The organism is Streptomyces chilikensis (genome assembly GCF_001642695.1).
Lineage (GTDB): Bacteria > Actinomycetota > Actinomycetes > Streptomycetales > Streptomycetaceae > Streptomyces > Streptomyces chilikensis.
The window spans coordinates 1-17339 of record NZ_LWCC02000087.1 but is presented as its reverse complement, the minus strand read 5'-3'; the positions used below and the strand labels follow the sequence as shown (position 1 = coordinate 17339).

Annotated in this window: 16 protein-coding genes; 8 read left to right on the top strand and 8 right to left on the bottom strand. The window is 75.5% G+C overall.

Annotation, left to right across the window (positions count from 1 at the left end):
* Nucleotides 1-770 (bottom strand): PAS domain-containing protein (locus A2U95_RS32905; RefSeq protein ID WP_240957890.1); only part of this gene is annotated, 770 nt, incomplete at its 3' end.
* Between the two features lie 233 nt (nucleotides 771-1003).
* On the opposite strand from A2U95_RS32905, the gene A2U95_RS23540 reads away from it, so the two are divergent.
* The 3 genes from A2U95_RS23540 (at nucleotide 1004) to A2U95_RS23530 (ending at nucleotide 3393) form a co-directional block, all read left to right on the top strand.
* The gene (locus A2U95_RS23540) at nucleotides 1004-1366 is read left to right on the top strand and encodes an STAS domain-containing protein (protein ID WP_166026511.1); all 363 of its coding nucleotides are present in this window, start codon (nucleotides 1004-1006) and stop codon (nucleotides 1364-1366) included.
* A gap of 129 nt (nucleotides 1367-1495) precedes the next feature.
* The gene (locus tag A2U95_RS23535) at nucleotides 1496-2368 is read left to right on the top strand and encodes an MEDS domain-containing protein (RefSeq protein ID WP_166026509.1); all 873 of its coding nucleotides are present in this window, start codon (nucleotides 1496-1498) and stop codon (nucleotides 2366-2368) included.
* Nucleotides 2365-3393 carry a sensor histidine kinase gene (locus A2U95_RS23530; RefSeq protein ID WP_166026507.1) on the top strand — a complete coding sequence of 343 codons (1029 nt, stop codon included), beginning with the start codon at nucleotides 2365-2367 and terminating at the stop codon, nucleotides 3391-3393. Before A2U95_RS23535 ends, A2U95_RS23530 begins: the two co-directional genes overlap by 4 nt.
* A gap of 105 nt (nucleotides 3394-3498) precedes the next feature.
* On the opposite strand, the gene A2U95_RS23525 is transcribed toward A2U95_RS23530, so the two are convergent.
* Nucleotides 3499-4044, bottom strand: coding sequence for a DoxX family protein (locus A2U95_RS23525; protein WP_166026505.1), 546 nt, complete (start codon nucleotides 4042-4044; stop codon nucleotides 3499-3501).
* Between the two features lie 209 nt (nucleotides 4045-4253).
* Between A2U95_RS23525 and A2U95_RS23520 the strand changes: the two genes are divergently transcribed.
* On the top strand, nucleotides 4254-5894 hold the full coding sequence (locus A2U95_RS23520; RefSeq protein ID WP_166026503.1) for an alkaline phosphatase D family protein: 1641 nt from the start codon (nucleotides 4254-4256) through the stop codon (nucleotides 5892-5894).
* A gap of 131 nt (nucleotides 5895-6025) precedes the next feature.
* Here A2U95_RS23520 and A2U95_RS23515 read toward each other — a convergent pair whose 3' ends face one another.
* Complete coding sequence (locus A2U95_RS23515; protein WP_206283038.1) at nucleotides 6026-7018, bottom strand: Gfo/Idh/MocA family protein; 993 nt, start codon at nucleotides 7016-7018, stop codon at nucleotides 6026-6028.
* A 230-nt stretch (nucleotides 7019-7248) separates the two neighbouring features.
* Between A2U95_RS23515 and A2U95_RS23510 the strand changes: the two genes are divergently transcribed.
* Nucleotides 7249-8271, top strand: a complete 1023-nt coding sequence (locus tag A2U95_RS23510) for a small ribosomal subunit Rsm22 family protein (protein ID WP_166026501.1) — start codon at nucleotides 7249-7251, stop codon at nucleotides 8269-8271.
* A 106-nt stretch (nucleotides 8272-8377) separates the two neighbouring features.
* Complete coding sequence (locus A2U95_RS23505; RefSeq protein WP_166026499.1) at nucleotides 8378-9106, top strand: bifunctional DNA primase/polymerase; 729 nt, start codon at nucleotides 8378-8380, stop codon at nucleotides 9104-9106.
* 71 nt (nucleotides 9107-9177) lie between these two features.
* Here the strand turns inward: A2U95_RS23505 and A2U95_RS23500 are convergent, their stop codons facing one another.
* Complete coding sequence (locus A2U95_RS23500) at nucleotides 9178-10137, bottom strand: SCO2278 family lipoprotein (RefSeq protein ID WP_240957873.1); 960 nt, start codon at nucleotides 10135-10137, stop codon at nucleotides 9178-9180.
* A gap of 90 nt (nucleotides 10138-10227) precedes the next feature.
* Between A2U95_RS23500 and A2U95_RS23495 the strand changes: the two genes are divergently transcribed.
* The gene (locus A2U95_RS23495; RefSeq protein WP_166026497.1) at nucleotides 10228-10872 is read left to right on the top strand and encodes a PhzF family phenazine biosynthesis protein; all 645 of its coding nucleotides are present in this window, start codon (nucleotides 10228-10230) and stop codon (nucleotides 10870-10872) included.
* Between the two features lie 391 nt (nucleotides 10873-11263).
* Here A2U95_RS23495 and A2U95_RS23490 read toward each other — a convergent pair whose 3' ends face one another.
* Together A2U95_RS23490 and A2U95_RS23485 are read right to left on the bottom strand one after the other, a co-directional pair.
* On the bottom strand, nucleotides 11264-12481 hold the full coding sequence (locus A2U95_RS23490; RefSeq protein ID WP_166026495.1) for a beta-ketoacyl-[acyl-carrier-protein] synthase family protein: 1218 nt from the start codon (nucleotides 12479-12481) through the stop codon (nucleotides 11264-11266).
* Complete coding sequence (locus A2U95_RS23485) at nucleotides 12478-12756, bottom strand: acyl carrier protein (RefSeq protein WP_166026493.1); 279 nt, start codon at nucleotides 12754-12756, stop codon at nucleotides 12478-12480. The genes A2U95_RS23490 and A2U95_RS23485 overlap by 4 nt, the downstream gene beginning before the upstream one ends.
* A 320-nt stretch (nucleotides 12757-13076) precedes the next feature.
* Here A2U95_RS23485 and A2U95_RS23480 point away from each other — a divergent pair, with 320 nt between their 5' ends.
* Entirely contained in the window at nucleotides 13077-15275 is a 2199-nt protein-coding gene (locus A2U95_RS23480; protein ID WP_166026491.1) for an MMPL family transporter, read from the top strand.
* Here A2U95_RS23480 and A2U95_RS23475 read toward each other — a convergent pair.
* Together A2U95_RS23475 and A2U95_RS23470 are read right to left on the bottom strand one after the other, a co-directional pair.
* The gene (locus A2U95_RS23475; protein ID WP_166026489.1) at nucleotides 15257-15907 is read right to left on the bottom strand and encodes a LuxR C-terminal-related transcriptional regulator; all 651 of its coding nucleotides are present in this window, start codon (nucleotides 15905-15907) and stop codon (nucleotides 15257-15259) included. The two genes, A2U95_RS23480 and A2U95_RS23475, sit on opposite strands and share 19 nt — an antisense overlap.
* The gene (locus tag A2U95_RS23470; protein ID WP_166026487.1) at nucleotides 15871-17139 is read right to left on the bottom strand and encodes a sensor histidine kinase; all 1269 of its coding nucleotides are present in this window, start codon (nucleotides 17137-17139) and stop codon (nucleotides 15871-15873) included. The genes A2U95_RS23475 and A2U95_RS23470 overlap by 37 nt, the downstream gene beginning before the upstream one ends.
* Nucleotides 17140-17339 lie beyond the last annotated feature (200 nt).

Sequence of the window (17339 nt, the reverse complement as noted above, 5' to 3'; positions counted from 1 at the left end):
GGGGGGAGGGACCGGGGGGCGAGGGGGTGCCCGGGGGCGATGCCGCTGGCGCCGGCCAGGCGGGCCCCGCCTCCGGGCCCGCCCTCCCCCGTGCCGTCGGCGCCGTCCTCGCCGTCGCCGTCGAACAGGTAGGTCAGGGTGAACGGGAGGTCGTACGGGTTGCGGCCGAGCTGGCGGGCGGCGAAGGCCAGCATCTGCTGCTCGGTGCGCACCACGCTGGGGTCCGAACCGAGGTCCCGCAGCGTGGCCATGCGCCGCTCGCCGATCACCCGTTCGGTCTCCTCGGTGACCACGCAGAGCATGCCGACGACCTGGCCGGCGTCGTCGCGCAGCGGGCTGTAGGAGAAGGTGTGGTAGGTCTCCTCCGGGTAACCGGAGCGTTGCAGGAACAGCTGGAGTCCCTGGTCCCAGGTGGCGCTGCCGGTGGTCAGCACGGTGTCGATGCGGGGCCCGATCTCGTGCCAGATCTCCGCCCACACCTCGCGGGCCGGCCGGCCGAGGGCCCACGGGTACTTCTGCCCCAGCGTGTCGCGCCGGTAGGCGTCGTTGCAGAAGAACGTCAGCTCAGGGCCCCAGGCCATCCACATCGAGAACCGGGAGGACAGCAGGATGCTCACCGCCGTGCGCAGACTCTGCGGCCAGCCCTCCGGCGGGCCCAGCGGGGTGGCCGCCCAGTCGACCGTCGCCAGGTCGCGCGCCACCTCGGGGTCGGCCGCGAACACGTCGGATCCGGCCGGCTCCGGACGGCCGGCGGAGGGGGAAGGTGCCATGGAGACCTTTCGTCCGTGCCCAGCACCCGCTCTGCACGGGCGACGCGAGGTCGCCCGGTCTTTACGGGAACCCCACACACATTCCACCGACTTCGTAGGATAAGCCGAACCCATGGGCCCTTCCGGGCCGATCACCTCCGGCCGGTGCCCGGACGGCACCGCCGGCGACCGGAGGGACCGCCGGGCCGTCCACTCCTGCCGTCCGCCCCCTCCGCACCCCACCAGGAGACCCGGTGACCAAGACCGACCCCGTCCTGACCGTCCACCGGCACACGCACCCCTCGGGCGCGACCGTGCTGGGGGCGACCGGTGAGCTCGACCACCACACCGCCGGCGCCCTGCTGGGGGCACTGGACGAGCTCCGTCTGACCCGGACGGACGGCCTGGTGATCGACCTCACCGGACTCTCCTACTGCGACTCCACCGGCATCACCGTGCTGGTGACCGCCCACCACCGCGCCGAGCGGGCCGGATACCCGCTCGCCCTGGCCGGCCTCGGCCCCGACCTGCGGCAGATGTTCCACACCGTGGGGCTTGACCAGATCTTCACCTTTCACGACGATCTCGACCACGCCGTGAACGCGTTGCGAAGTTGAGCCGTCCGGCCCCGTTTGGCACCGCGCGGACGGGGCACAGGAACTTCCTGCACTTCGTTATCCTGCCGGGGGGCAGGCGCCCGCGGCGGCGCGACGGGAAGTACCGGGTACCGGAGAAGGACGGACGAGATGGCCATGACCTCCACGTCCGCCGTCCTCGCACCCACCGCGCCGGAGCCCTGCGGTCACGTGAGCGTCGTCTACTCCGACGACCGTGAGTGGGCCGGCCGTCTGGTGCCCTTCGTCCGCGCCGGCCTGGAGCGCGGCGAGCAGGTCCAGTACTTCGCGGACACCACCGACCCGGACCGCGTGATGGGCACCCTGGCCTCCGCGGGCGTCGACGCCGGCCGTGCGGCGGCCGAGGGGCGGCTGGTGGTCACCACGGCGGCCCGGACCTACCTGTCCGGTCCGGCCTTCGACCCGGACGCCATGATGGGTCTGTGGCACCAGGCGATGGACACCGCGCTCGCGGAGGGACACCGCGGGCTGCGGGCGATCGGCGAGGTGGCCTGGGGGGCGCGGGACGTTCCCGGGGCCGACCGGCTGCTGGAGTACGAGCTCCGCCTGCACCACGAGGTCTTCGAGCCGCTGCCGCTCACGGCGTGGTGCTTCTACGACCGCCGCCGGATGCCGGCGGACCGGCTCGCCGTCCTGGTCGGCGCGCACCTGAACCACCTCGGCGGCCCGGTCGCCGATCCGCCGCTGCGCCTCGCGCCCCTGCCGGGGCGCACCGGTCTGCGGCTGATGGGCTCCGCCGGGTACGACACCCGGTACGCGATGCGGTCCGCGGCGGCGGTGGTGTCCCGCTCGCCCGGCGGGGACGTGGAGCTGGACCTGTCCGGCCTGCGGCACCTGGACGTGTCCTCGCTGGCGGTGCTCGCCGAGGCCGCCCGCCACCGCGACCGCGGAGGCCTGCGCCTGCTCCGCCCCCCTGAACCCCTTCGACGGCTCCTCGGACTGTTCCCCGAACTCGGGGCCGCTCTGGAGATCGCCGGCCCATGACGACACACAGCCGAACCACCACGTACTTCCGGCAGCCGCCCGACCGAGGGCCCGGCTCCGGTCTGTTCCATCCCGCGCTCTTCTACCGCTCCGACCAGGAGTACCTGGACGGCGTGTGCCGTTTCCTGCGCGTGGCCGTCCACGGCCGCGGGGACCGGGCGCTGGTCGCCGTCCCCGGACGACGGCTGGAGCCGCTGCGCGCGCTCTTCGAGCGCGGGGAGGACGGCGCGGAGCGCGGTCGCCCGGACGGCACGGGGCACGACGTCCGGGAACGCGTCACCTGGGTCGACATGGAGGAGGCGGGCCGCAACCCCGGCCGCGTCCTGTCGCTGTTCCGGGAGTTCGCCGACCGGCACGAGACCTCCGAGTCCCGCCCGGTCATCGTGGGCGAGCCGCTGTGGGTGGGCCGCGGGCCCGCCGAGACCCGTGAGGCGCTGCGGCACCAGGCCCTGGTCAACCTGGCGTTCGCGGGCCGCCGGGTCAGCGTCCTGTGCCCGTACGACGCGGCGCTGTCCGAGGACGTGCTGACGCAGGCCCGCCGGATCCACCCGGTGGTGACCGAGGGGGGCACCCGGCGGATCAGCCGCGACTACGCCGACCCGCTGGACGTGTGCGCCTCCTTCGACACCCCGCTGCCCGAGCCCGCCGACCCGTTCGTGATCGACTTCGGCGAGCACGAGCTGGCGCTGGCGCGCGGCACCGCGGAGGACTGGGCGTCCCGCTGCGGGCTGTCGCCCGCCCGGCGCACCGACTGGCTGCTGGCCATCGGCGAGGCCACCGGCAACTCGGTGCGGCACGGCGGCGGGCAGGGCACGCTGCGGATGTGGCGGAGCGGGAACTCGCTGGTCGCCGAGATACGCGACGGCGGGCGGCTGACCGACCCGCTGGTCGGTCGCCGCCGCCCCGACCCGCGGTCGCCGCACGGGGGCCGGGGCGTGTGGATCATGCACCAGCTCTGCGACCTGGTCGAGATGCGCAACGAGCCCGGGGCCCTGGTGCTGCGCCTCCACATGACGGTGGACTGAGCGGGCCGGCACCGGGACGCCCCGGGCGGCGGCCGGCCCCGGAAGGGGCGGCCGCAGCCGGTCCCGGCAGGGCGCGGCCTGCGGGGTGCGGTCGGCGGGGCGCGGTCACTCCTCGAAGAGCGGTTGCTGCTCGCCCTCGCCCTGCCGCTTGACGCGGCGGTTGCGGCTGCCGACGACGTACGCCGTCGCCGCGCCCACCGCGGCGAACACGGCCGGCACCATCCAGTCCTTGTTGAACGCGTGCCCGAACAGGTTGTCGAGCGAGATCCGCCCGGGCCCCGTCACGGCGAGGCTGGCGGCGGTCAGCCCCAGTGAGGCGGCGTACTCGTAGCCGCCGCTCTGCGCGAAGAACCCCTGCGGGGCGTGCACCGCCGCGGCGCCCGCCATCGCGCCGGCGGCCGCCGCGCCGGCCGCGGGCGTGGCCAGCCCGAGTGCGAGCAGCAGCCCACCGCCCGCCTCGGCGGCGCCCGCCATGGTGGCGCTGGCCTTCCCGGGGCTGTAGCCGATGGACTCCATCCACTGTCCGGTGCCCTCCAGCCCGTGGCCGCCGAACCACCCGAACAGCTTCTGCGTCCCGTGCGCCACGAGGACGCCGCCGGTCCCCGCCCGGAGCAGCAGCAGACCGAGATCACGCCGATCGAAACTCGTCACGTCGACTCCTTGAACCCGATGACCGGTACGAACCGCCTCCGAGTCCCCCTGTTCCGGCCGTTCCATCCGCGCGCGGGAGTGATCACCGGGGGTCATGGGGAGGTTTCCCAGCCGTCACCTGCATGTCGTGTTCTCAACAACCGGGGGTCGTCCTGTCCAGTTCGAATGCCTTCCGCATCCCGCCCTCGCCCATGTCCCGGAAGGCCGCCATGGCATCGCCCGACCGCACGACCTCTCACTCACCCGAACTCCGTTCCGCGGCGCGCGCGTTGGGACGCCGAAGATTCCTGACCACCACCGGCGCGGCGGCCGCGCTGGCCTTCGCCGTCGGCATCCCCGGCGCCAGGACCGCGGCCGCCGACGAGCTCGAGCCCGCCCGGCTGGCGGAGGACCCGTTCACCCTGGGCGTGGCCTCCGGCGACCCGCTGCCCGACTCGGTGGCCCTGTGGACGCGGCTGGCCCCCAGGCCCCTGGAGCTCGACGGCGGGCTGCCGGACCGGCGGATCTCCGTGCACTGGGAGCTCGCCCACGACGAGCGGTTCAACCGGATCGCCCGGCGCGGACACGCCTGGGCGCACCCGGAGTTCCACCACGCCGTCCACGTCGACGTGCGCAACCTGCGGCCCGGCTCCGTCTACCACTACCGCTTCCGCGTCGGCGACTGGGTCAGCCCGGCCGGCCGGACCCGCACCGCCCCGGCGGCCGGTTCCCGGGTGGACTCCCTGAGGTTCGGCCTGGTCTCCTGCCAGCGCTACGACCAGGGTCACTGGACCGCCTACCGCCACCTGGCCGGCGAGGACCTGGACGCCGTCTTCCACCTAGGCGACTACCTGTACGAGTACGCGGTCAACGCCCAGGCGGGCGGCCGGGGTTACACCGACCGGGTGATCCCGGCCCACTTCAACCACGAGACGGTGACGCTGGAGGACTACCGCCTGCGGTACGCCCTCTACAAGTCCGACCCGGACCTGATCGCCGCCCACCTCGCCCACCCGTTCGTGGTGACCTGGGACGACCACGAGACGGAGAACAACTACGCGGGCGACGACCCGGAGAACGCCGTCCCGCCGGAGGAGTTCCTGCTGCGCCGGGCCGCCGCGTACCGCGCGTACTGGGAGAACATGCCGCTGCGCGCCGCCCAGCGTCCCGAGGGCGCGGACCTGCGGCTGTACCGCCGCATGCACTGGGGGGACCTCGCCCAGTTCGACGTCCTGGACACCCGCCAGTACCGCACCGACCAGGCGAACGGGGACGGCTGGAAGACGCCGACCGCCGAGTCCGAGGCCGAGTCGATGACGCTGACCGGGGCGGAGCAGGAGCGGTGGCTGACGGACGGGTGGCGGCGGTCCTCCGCGGTCTGGAACGTGGTGCCGCAGCAGGTCACCTTCAGCCGCCGCAACAACCCGGCGGCGGGCAACACCACGCTCTCCATGGACTCCTGGGACGGCTATCCCGCCTCACGGCGGCGGGTGCTGGAGGGGTGGAAGGCGTCCGGCCGGGAGAACCTGATGATCCTCACCGGTGACGTCCACGTGCACTACGGCCTGGACGTGAAGGAGGACTTCGACGACCCGTCCTCGCGGACGCTGGGCACGGAGATCGTCACGTCGTCCGTCTCCTCCGGCGGGAACGGGGCGGAGCGGCCGGCGAACTGGGCGGGATACCTGGCGCGCAACCCGCACCTGCGGTTCTACAACGGGCTGCGGGGTTACACGACGGTCGAGCTCGGGCGGCGGGTGGCCCGCACGGAGTTCAAGACGGTCGCCCGGGTCACCGAGCCCGGCGCGCCGCTCACGGTGGCCGGGGCCTTCGTGACCGAGTCCGGGAACCCGGGCCTGACCCCGGCCTGATCCCCGCCTCGCCCTCCCGCGGTGCCCGCCGGGGCCGCCCCTCCGCCGCACGGCGGCCGGGCGGTCCCCGCGGTCACGCGACCGTCGGTGGACGCCGCCCGCCCCCCCCTCCCGGGCGGGCGGCCGCGCCGTCACTCGCCGGGGTAGCGGACCCCCACCTGCGCGCGGATCGCGTCGAGCGTCCGCATGACCCCCAGCGTCGCGTCCAGCGGGACCAGCGGGGACTCCGTCTCCCCCGCCCGGATCGCCCGCATCACCTCCAGCGCCTCGTGGCGGAAGCTGCTGCGCAGGCCGTCGCCCGCGGTCAGCGCGAACTCCTCCGGCTCGCGGCCCTCACGGTGCAGGACGAACCGGTCCGCCTGGAAGAAGCCGTCCGGCACGTCGATCCGGCCGCGGGCGCCGGTGATCGAGGCCGTGATGCCCGTCGCACCGACTATGGAGCAGTGCACCAGGCCGAGAGCACCGCTCTCCCACCCGAGCACCGCTCCGGTCTGGAGGTCGACGCCCTCCGCCGAGAGCACCGACTGCGCGGTCACCCGCTCCGGCTCGCCCAGCAGCATCTGCGCGAAGGCGATCGGGTACACCCCGAGGTCCAGCAGCGCCCCGCCGCCCTGCTCCGGGTCCCGCAGCCGGTGCGCCACCGGGAAGGGACCGGCCAGGCCGAAGTCGGCCTGCACCGTCCGCACCTCGCCGATCGCGCCGTCGTCCACCAGCTGCCTCATCCGGCGGACCAGCGGGTTGCACGCGGTCCACATGCCCTCCATCAGGAAGCGCTTCCGGTCCCGCGCCAGCGCGACCAGCTCCTCCGCCTCCCGCAGGTTCAGCGTGAACGGCTTCTCGCAGAGCACGTTCCGTCCGGCCTCCAGGCAGAGCCCGGCGGCGGCCCGGTGGGCCGTGTGCGGGGTGGCGACGTAGACCACGTCGATGTCCTCGTCGGCGGCGAGCGACGCCCAGTCGCCGTAGGCCCGTGCTATGCCGAACCGCTCGGCGAACGCGTCGGCCGACCCCTGCGACCGCGAACCGACCGCCACCAGCTCGGCGTCCGGGATGTCGACGAGGTCTCCCGCGAAGGCGGCGGCGATGCCGCCCGTGGCCAGAATTCCCCACCGCACCGTCTCAGCCATCGCGGCCGCTCCTCACTCCGTGGTGTCCGCCCGGCCCCGGTCACCGACGTGACCAGGCGCGGCGTCCTGACATCAGCCCTGGCGCAGAGCATAGATCGCCCGCCGTCCCGGCCGGCCGGGACGGCGGGGGCGTCTCACGGAGCGGGCACAACCGGGCGGACACCGGTCCCGGCGCCGGGGAGGGAGGCGGGCCGGGACGGCGGGCCGGGGATCGCTGCGACAATCGAGGGGTGAACATCGCGCTGTCCCCCGCCGAGACCCTCCGGACCGCACTCGCGGCGTTGCTCGACGGCCTCCCGCCCCGCCAGGCCGCCCAGGCCGTCGACCGGCTGATCGCCAACTACCGCGGCGAGACCCCGACCGACGCCCCGATCCTCCGCGACCGCGCCGACGTCGCGGCGTACGCGGCCTACCGGATGCCGGCCACCTTCGAGGCGGTCCGCTCGGCGCTGGCGGCGTTCGCCGGGGCCGTGCCGGGCTGGACGCCCGCCTCCCACGTGGACGTCGGCGGCGGCACCGGCGCGGCGACCTGGGCGGTCGCCGCCGCCTGGGACGGCGTGCGGCCGGTCACGGTGCTGGACTGGGCGGAGCCCGCGCTGGCCCTGGGCAAGGAGCTGGCCGCCGCCAGCCCGGCCCTCGCCGGCGCGCGCTGGCAGCGCGCGCGCATCGGATCGGCGCTCCAGATCGGGAGCACCGATCTCGTGACGGTCTCCTACGTCCTCGGTGAGCTCACCGAGCGGGACCGCGCCCACGTCGTGGACGCCGCCGCCGGCGCCGCCCGCTCGGTCGTGGTGGTCGAGCCCGGCACCCCCGGCGGCTACGCCCGGGTGATCGCCGCCCGGGACCGTCTGATCGCCGCCGGCTTCCGCGTCGCCGCGCCCTGCCCGCACAGCGCGGCGTGCCCGATCGTGCCGGGCGAGGACTGGTGCCACTTCTCCGCCCGGGTCAGCCGCTCCTCCCTGCACCGCCGGGTGAAGGCCGGTTCGCTGCCCTACGAGGACGAGAAGTTCAGCTACGTCGCCGCCACCAGGCTTCCTGTGACGGATGTCTCCCCCGCTCCCGCGCGGGTGGTGCGCCGCCCGCAGATCCGCAAGGGGCAGGTGCTGCTGGACCTCTGCGAGGCCGAGGAGCAGCTGCGCCGCCACACGGTCACCAAGCGCCACGGCGACCTCTACAAGGCCGCGCGGGACGCCGACTGGGGAGACTCGTGGCCGCCCGCGGAGCCCGGCAATTACCATGAAATCAGGCAATGACCTCCGATCCGAGCACCCGGCGTGTTGTGGCCGGCCGGCCCGGGAGGAACGTGACGGTGCGACCATGGGGCATGTTGTCCGCACCATCGGCGAGGCGAGGGGATAGATGAGCGCGACGTTCGGCGGCCGTCCCGGCCGGCAGAGCAGGATCTCCCGGTGGCTGCGCGGACGCCGTCCGCAGGAGGCCACCGGCGCGGAGGACCGCGAGGCCCTGCTGCTGGCCGCCGCCGCCGCGGGGCTGCCGCTCGCGCCGGCGGCCCATCCGGTCGGCTACCGGTGTTCGTGCGAGCGGGTGGGCTGTCCGACGCCGGCCCGGCACCCGGTCTCCTTCGCCTGGCAGACCCAGTCGACCACCGACGCCGCGCAGGTCGAGCGCTGGGCGCGCGGCGACCTCGAGGCCAACTTCATCACCGCCACCGGCATGCTCCACGACGTACTGGACGTCCCGCTGGAGGCGGGCCGGGCGGCGCTGGGACGGATGCTGGAGCGGGGCGTCGAGGTCGGCCCGGTCGCCGAGAGCGACGACGGCCGGATGTTCTTCTTCACCCGGACCCGCGGCACGCCCGAGGACGAGGACGAGTGGTGGCCCTGCGAGCTGGACTCCCACCCCGAGACGACGGAGGAGCATCCCGGCCTGCGCTGGCACTGCCGCGGCTCCTACGTCCTGGTGCCGCCCGCCCGCCTGCCCGGTGACGACGGCCGGTCCGTCCGGTGGCTGCGCGGCCCGGAGCACCCGCTGCCGGAACCGCTCACCCTTCTCGAGACCCTCACCGACGCCTGCGAGAAGTACGCCGGCGAGGAACCGGCCGGGGCGGTCTGGCCCCTCCAGAACTGAGCCCTTCCGGAACCCGGTCCCGCCGGCGCCGGCCCCGTCCGGCGCTCCCTGGTCCCCGCTCCCCCGCTCCCCTACTCCCCGCGCGCCGCGATGAGCCCCGGCACCCGGCCGAGGAAGACCGCCTGGCCGGTGCGCGGAACCCGCACCGCCTGCTGCGAGACGTACTCCATGGTCAGCGTCTGCTCGACCTCGCCGGTGGTGAGCGCCCGCACGTCCGCGTTCTGCACGGGTATCGCGGTGCCCGGCGCCGCCGTCAGCTTCTCGAAGTGCCTCGTCGCGAAGAACACCAGCGCCCCGCCGTCGGCGGTCCGCAGCCCCAGCGGCGCGTAGTCGCCCCGGGTCAGCGGCTCGTCCTGGAACTGGCGCACCAGGCCGGGCCGCTTCTCGTTCTTCTTCCGCTGCTCGCGCACCGCGCTGGTGTGCGGGCCCTCCGCGAAGGCGTCGCCGCCCTGGCCCAGGTAGTCGGCGTACGCCTTGCTCAGGCGGGACGGCGGGAGGGCCAGCGGGTCGCCGCCCGCGGCGGGCTCGGCGTGGCCGTCCTCGTCCTTCCGGAACTCCGGCACGTCGTCGGGGTCGAGCAGCGTCAGGTAGGCCACCTGCCAGGGCTCCTCCTTGCGCTCCTTGACGAACACCAGCATCCACCGGGCGTCCCCGCCCTTGTTGGCCGCCGAGTCCACGAGGAACCAGCGCGGCCACCCCGCCTTGGCGGGGATGACGTAGCGGGAGTCGGTCAGCCTCAGCGGCTCGTGCCGGGCGTTCCCCTCGGGGTGGCCGGCGTGGCGCGCCTTCAGCCGCGCGCCGTCGATGTCGCCGAACGCGCCCGTGACGCGGTTCTCGTCGAGGCCCGGGTCGTAGGCCTTGTCGGCCGCGTTGTAGGCGTCGGTGAACGCGCGCAGCGCGCCCCGGGCCTCCTGGGGGGTGGCGGCCGGCAGGACCTCCCGCTCGCCGTGCACCACGACGCACCCGCTCAGGACCAGGGACAGCGCGGCCGCGGCGGCCGGCAGGACGCGACGCCCCAACGTGCTCTTCAACTGGCCTTCTCCTTCCGGCTTACGCAGCGGCACCCTACCCGTGCCGGGCGGCGCGCGCGGGGGGTACCCGGGGATGCTTGAATGCGCGACGTGACTCCTTACGACGTGCTCCGGGTCTTCTGCGACGCACGGCGCGGTTACGGCAACGAACTGGCCGTGGTCCGCGACGGCTCGAAGGTCCCCGGCGAGACCGAACGGCAGGCGATGGCCGCCGAGATCGGCTTCAGCGAGACGGTGTTCGTCGACGACCCCGAGCGCGGCGTGATCGACATCTACACCCCGGCCATGCGGCTGCCGTTCGCCGGTCACCCCTGCGTCGGCACCGCCTGGCTGCTGGACGTCCCCGAACTGGTCACCGCGGCGGGCGAGGTGGGGGTGCGGCTGGACGGCGAGTTCGCCTGGATCGAGGCCCGCGCCGAGTGGGCTCCGCCGCGCCTGCTGCGCCAGTACGCCTCCGCCGTGGAGGTGGACTCCCTGGAGGTGCCCCCGAAGGGCGAGTGGATCTACGCCTGGGCCTGGGAGGACGAGGCCGCCGGACGGATCCGTGCCCGCGGCTTCCCCGGCCGGGACGACGGCATCGACGAGGACGAGGCGACCGGTGCGGCCGCGCTGCTCCTCACCCGGCAGCTGGGCCGCGCCCTCAACATCACCCAGGGCACGGGCTCCCAGATCCTGACCGCGCCGCAGCCGCACGGCTGGGTGGAGATCGGCGGCCGCGTCGTCCTGGAGCGCTGACCCCGTGCACGAGGCCGCGGACGGCACGGGGAGACGGCCGGGGCGCCGGGGGCCTGGCCGGACCGGAACGGCAGGCGCCCGCGCGGGGAGGAACCGCCGCCGCGCGTGCTGAAGCCGCCGGAGGAGGCCGGCGGCGCGGCCCGGGTGGCGACCGGCACACCGGGCACGGACCCGCGCAAGGGCGTCACCCCCGAATGGTCCGGCGCGCGGCCCGGGTGGTGCGGCGTGGCGCTGACGGCACCGGTGGCGCCGCGGCCCTCGCCCCGGACGCGCGTGAGGTGTTCCCGGCCCGCCCGGCCGGTGCCGGCCGGCGGACCGCCGCCCCCGGGGCCGGGAGGCCGCACCCGCACGAGGGCGGTCGACGCCTGCCGGCCCCGGGGGCCGGCAGGCGTCAGGGCGCGGTGAACACCAGCGCCACGTTGTGCCCGCCGAAGCCCACCGAGTTGGAGACCACCGACCGCAGCACGGCGCGGCGGGGCCCGCCCGCCACCACGTCCAGGTCGATCTCCGGGTCCTGCCGGACCAGGTTGGCGGTGGGCGGGATGACCTGCTGGTGCAGGGAGAGCACGCTGAACACGGCCTCCATCGCGGAGCCGCCGGCGATGGCGTGCCCGAACACCCCCTTGTTGGCGGTCACCGGCGGCGGCGTGCCGAACACCGCGCGCAGCGCCAGGTGTTCGGCCAGGTCGTTGAGGGTGGTCGAGGTTCCGTGCGCGTTGACGTGGTCGATCTCGGCGGGGGACAGTCCGGCGTCGGCGATCGCCGCGCGCAGCGCCCGGGCCGCTCCGGCGCCCTCGGGTTCCGGGGCGACGCAGTGGTGGGCGTCGCCGGCCAGCGCCTGTCCGGCGAGGAGTGCGTAGACGCGGGCGTGGCGGGCGCGGGCGTGCTCCTCGCGTTCCAGGACGAGCACCCCGGCCCCCTCGGAGAGGACGAAGCCGTCCCGGTCCGCGTCGAACGGGCGGGAGGCGGCCGCCGGGTCGTCGCCGCGGGTGGACAGGGCGCCCATCCGCCAGAAGGCGGCGGAGCCCCAGGCGTTGCGGGCCGACTCGGCCCCGCCGACGACCACGACGTCGCAGGCGCCGGAGTCCAGCAGCAGCTTGGCCATGGCGATCCCGGAGGCGCCGGAGGTGCAGTTGGTGCTGGTGGTGAGGATGGGGCCGCGTGCGCCGAGGTCGATGGAGACCTCGCCGGCCGCCATCCCCGGCTGGCTCCGCGCCACCAGGCTGGGGGTCATGGCGCCGAAGCGGCCCTCCGCCAGCTTGGTGTACTCGCCCGGGTGCGCCATGGCGCTGCCGCCGACGCCGATGACCACGCCGACGCGTTCGCCGTCCCACTCCTCCGGGTGGAGGGCGGCGTCGGCGACGGCCTCCCGGGCGGCGACGAGGGCGAACTGGATGAACCGGTCGGTGCGCCAGCGCAGGCCCCGGCCGAGCCGGGCGGCGATCGCCTCGTCCTCGATCCGGCAGGAGAAGTCGACCGGCATGCCTTCCAGTTCGGGGTCGCGGGCCGCGGTGGGGACGCCGCTGAGCAGTCGTTCCCAGGCCTCCTTGACCCCGATGCCGCCCGGGGCGACGACCCCCAGGCCGGTGACCGCGACCGAGGAGCTCACCTGGCGGCCCCCGCGGTCTCGCCCCGCGTCTGCGCGGCGGCCTCGGCGATGATCCGCAGGCCGTCGGCCATGGTGGTGTCGCCCCCCAGTCCGGGCAGGGTCGGCGGCAGGGTGATGCCGTCCTCGTCCTCCAGGATCGCGAGGATCTCGGCCATGGCCAGGGAGTCGATCTCCAGCTCCCTGAAGGTGGCGTCGGGGCGCAGCGCCTCGGGGGCGATCTCGAAGTGGTCGCGCAGCAGCGCCTCGAGCCGTGCGACAAGCGGCTGGTCCGTCAACTGTCTCTCCTCACAGGGGTGTGTCGAAGTGCGGCCGTGCCGTGCGGGACTGCTGCGGGCCGCCGCGGAGGGTGCTCCTCCCCGGTCCTGGCGCCGGAGGCGGGCCGCCCGCCAAACAGGTGGGATTCGGGACCGGACACGGCGGATCGCCCGGCGGCCGCGCCCGGCTTCGGCACCGTAGGCACATCGCATCGGCAGACAATCGGTGACACGCACCCCGCGTTGCCGGGATTCACCGGGGCGGCGGTGCTCCCGTCGCCGCCGGTGGAAGGCCGTGGTCCCCGGCGGCCGCGGGGGCGGGTCGGAAGGTGGTGACGGCGGTGGAGACGGTCGGCGGGAAGACCGGCGGCCCCCGGCCGCGGCGGAGCCGGCGGCAGGGCGCCCGGGATCCGGTGCTGCGCGGGGCGCGGCTGGTGGTGGCGGGCGCGCTGCTGGCGCTGGTCTGCGCGGGGCTCCTGGTCCCGGGGGCGCTGGCGGCGCTGGACACGGGGGGTGCCGCCGCCGCCGGGACCGAGGCGGGGCGGGCGGTGGAGCGGGCGGAGCGGCTGGGGGTGGCGGCGCCCGATCTGGTGCTGGTGGTGACCGGGCGTGAGCCGTCGTCGGTGGCCGCCGGCGCGCGTGCGGTGGCGGGCTCCCTGGCCGGCGACCCCGCGGTGCGGCGGGCGTGGACCGCCGGCGACTCCCCCGCGGACCCGGCGCGCTCCCCGGACGGGACGCTGCAACTGGTGCCGGTGCGCATGACGGGTGACGCCACCGGCCGCAAGGAGGCCGCGCCCGGGGTGCTGGCCGCCGCGCGCGCCGCGGCGCCGCAGGGGGTGCGGGTGGAGGCGAGCGGGCCGGTCTGGGCCGGCCGTGAGCTGGGCGCGGCCTCCGCGGCGGGTCTGGCGCGGGCCGAGCTCATCGCGGCGCCGCTGGTGTTCGCGGTCCTGGTGTTCGCCTACGGCTCGGTGGTGTCGGCGCTGCTGCCGGTGGCGGTGGCGGTGCTCACGGTGGTCTGCTCGATCCCGGTGATCGGGCTGCTGGCACGGTTCTTCGAGATCTCCTCCTTCGCGGTGAACGCGGCCGCCGCCGTCGGTTTCGGCCTGGCGGTCGACTACACGCTGTTCCTGCTGGCGCGGGTGAAGGAGCACACCGGGCGCGGTGAGGACCTGGAGTCGGCGCTGGCCGCGGCCCGCCGGTCCAGCGGCCGGTCGATCGTGTTCTCGGCGGCGGCGGTGGCCTGCTGCATGGCGTGCGCGCTGGTGGTGCCGGTGCCGTTGCTGCGCGCGCTGGCGCTGGCGGGCGCCACGGCGACGGTGCTGGCGGCGGTGGTGGCGCTGACCGTGCTGCCGTCGTGCCTGCGGCTGCTGGGCGACCGGGTGGACCGGTTCGACCCGCTGCGGCGGTGGCGGCGGGCGCGCACCGGCGACGACAGCCGGTTCTGGCGCCGCACGTCGCTGACGGTGACCGCCCGGCCGTGGCTGGCGGGCTCGCTGGCGACGCTGGTGCTGGTGGTGCTGGCGGCCCCGGTCGTCCAGGCCCGCTTCGGCCTCTCCGACGAGCGGTCGCTGCCCGCCTCCGCGCAGGCGGCCCGCACGCAGGCGCGGGTCGACGCGGAGCTGGCGGTGCCGCCGGAGCGGATGCTGACCGTGGTGCTCACCGGTGTGGACCGTCCGGGCGCGATGGGGCCCTACCTGGACCGGCTGCGGGGTGTCGGCGACGTGCGGTGGGCGCGTCCGGCCGCCACCGGGCGGGGCGAGCGCGCGGGCGGGGTGGTGCTGGCGGTGGCGCTGGACGTGGCGCCGGACTCCGACCGGGCCCGCGAGGCGCTCGACACGGTGCGGGCGGTGCCGGCGCCGGGCGAGGTGGTGGTGGGCGGCCGGGCCGCGGAGATCGCCGACACCAACGCGGCGGTGCGCGAGGCGCTGCCGCGCTGCCTGCTGCTGCTGGCCGCCGCGCTGACGCTGCTGCTCGGGTACTTCACGCGGAGCTGGATCGCCCCGCTGAAGGCGCTGGCGGTGGCGGTGCTGAGCCTGGGCGCGAGCATCGGGGCGGTGGTGTGGATGTTCCAGGAGGGCCGGATGCGGTGGCTGGTGGGCGGCTTCACGGTCACCGGCACCCTGGACGCGTCGCTGCTGCTGTTCACGCTGTTCGTGGCGCTGGCCCTGTCGGTCGACTACGAGGTGTTCCTGCTGGGGCGGATCCGGGAGGAGTTCGACCGGTGCGGGGACAACCGGCGGTCCGTCGTGGACGGCATCGCCCGCACGGCGCGGCTGCTGACCTCGGCGGCGGCGGCCGTGGCGATCTCGACGGCGGCGATGGCGTCGGCGCAGGTGACGACGTTGAAGCTGATCGGGGTGGGGATCGCGCTGGCGGCGGTGGTGGACGCGGTGCTGGTGCGGGGGGTGCTGGTGCCCGCCGTGATGGCGGTCCTGGGCCCCGCCAACTGGTGGAGCCCGTACCGCTCGCCGCGCCCCGGCGCGCCCGCCGCGCCACCGGAGCGGGAGCCGGCGGCCACGGCTCAGGCGGCGTCGAGGTAGGCGAGGACGGCGAGGACCCGGCGGTTGTCGTCGTCGGAGACCTCCAGCCCCAGCTTGGCGAAGATGTTGGCGGTGTGCTTGGCGACGGCCCGCTCCGTGACGGTCAGCCGGCCGGCGATGGCGGTGTTGGAGCGGCCCTGCGCCATCAGCTCCAGCACCTCCCGCTCGCGCGGGGTCAGCCGGGAGACGGGCCGGTCGGCGCCCGTGCCGCGCTGCAGGAGCTGGGAGATGACCTGCGGGTCCATGGCGGTGCCGCCGGCGGCGACCCGGCGGACGGCCTCGGTGAACTGCCCGGCGTCCAGCACCCGGTCCTTCAGCAGGTAGCCGACGCCGCCGGTGCCGTCGGCGAGCAGTTCGCGGGCGTAGAGCTGCTCGACGTGCTGGGAGAGCACCAGCACCGGCAGCCCGGGGCGGCGCCGCCGGGCCCGCAGCGCGCACTGCAGGCCCTCGTCGGTGAAGGAGGGCGGGAGCCGGACGTCGACCACCGCGACGTCCGGCTCCCGTTCCCGCAGCGCCCGGTCCAGCGCGGGGCCGTTGTCGACGGCGGCGGCGATCTCGAAGCCGTGCGCCTCCAGCAGACGGACCAGGCCGTCCCTCAGCAGGAAGAGGTCTTCGGCGAGGACAACGCGCACGGAATCTCCAGGGTCACCACGGTGGGGCCGCCGGTCGGGCTGCTGACGGCCAGGACGCCGTCGAATGCTCCCAGCCTGCGTTCGACGCCCGCCAGTCCGGACCCGGCCGCCGGGTCGGCCCCGCCGCGGCCGTCGTCGGTGACGGTCAGCCGGAGCATGCCGTCGCGGTGGCCGAGCTCCAGCCAGACGCGGTCCGCCCCGGCGTGCTTGACCACGTTGGTCAGCATCTCGCTGAGCGCGAAGTAGGCGGCGGACTCCACGGCGGGTTCCGGGCGGCCCGGGAGGTCGACGTCGGCCTCCACCGGCAGGGGCGTGCGCAGGGCGAGCGCCCGCGCCGCGTCGCCGAGGCCCCGTTCGGCGAGCACCGGCGGGTGGATGCCGCGCACCAGGTCCCGCAGTTCGGCGAGCGCCTCGGCGGATTCGGCGCGGGCCCGCGCCAGCAGCCGCTTCGCCTGCTCGGGGTCCTGGTCGAGCAGGGCCTCCACGGTGTTCAGGCTCATCCCCATCGCGACCAGCCGGGCCTGCGCCCCGTCGTGCAGGTCGCGCTCGATGCGGCGCAGTTCGGCGGCGGAGGTGTCCACGGCGTCGTGCCGGGTGCGGGCGAGTTCCTCCACGCGGTGCTCCAGCACGGCCCGGCCGGAGGGTGCGAGCACGGCCCGGGTGAGCGTGAAGTGGGCCTTCAGGAGACGGTCGTTGAAGCGGAACGCGAGGTGCAGCAGGACCAGTCCGAGGACGCCGGCGCCGATCGCGTCGCCCTGCCCGCTGACGGGGAGGAACCAGTACCAGTAGTCGGCGCCGTCCGCGACGGCCCGCCAGAACCCGGCCGCCAGGGCCAGGCCCTCCACCGCCTTGCCCAGCAGCACGGCGGGCAGCAGCGCGACGAAGAACCCGGCGGTCATGTCCACCGGCAGCCACCGCAGGTCCCGGCGGACCGCCGGATCCTGCAGCAGGTGCAGCGCCCGGGACGCCCCGGTGGCGGACGGCGTGGCGGGGCCGGGCCGGTAGGCGGCCGGGATCCGCACGCCGTACCAGCGTTCCGCGAGGCTCCGCCGCAGGCCGGCGTGGAACCGGACGGCGGTGAGCAGGGGCGGCAGCAGGACGACGCCGACGCCGAGGGGGACCAGGGCGGCGGCCAGCACGACGAGCACCAGGAGGAACGCGGATCCGGAGACCGAGAACACCCCCAGGGCGAGACCGCGCACCGCCGCGAGCGTTGCCCTCTTGACCTTCATCCAGCTCAACTCCCGGTGTCGTGCGAGTGGTACGGCGGGCCGGCCGCCCGCACGACGACGGTACGGACGGCGGACGTCCACCGCACTGGGCCCGGCCCCCCGGCCGGGGGTGGTGCCAGGTACACCCTCCCCGGTCGCGGCCGGCGCCGCCCCGGCCGTCCGCCGTCCGCCGTCCGGTCACCGTCGGCGCGCCGCCGCCC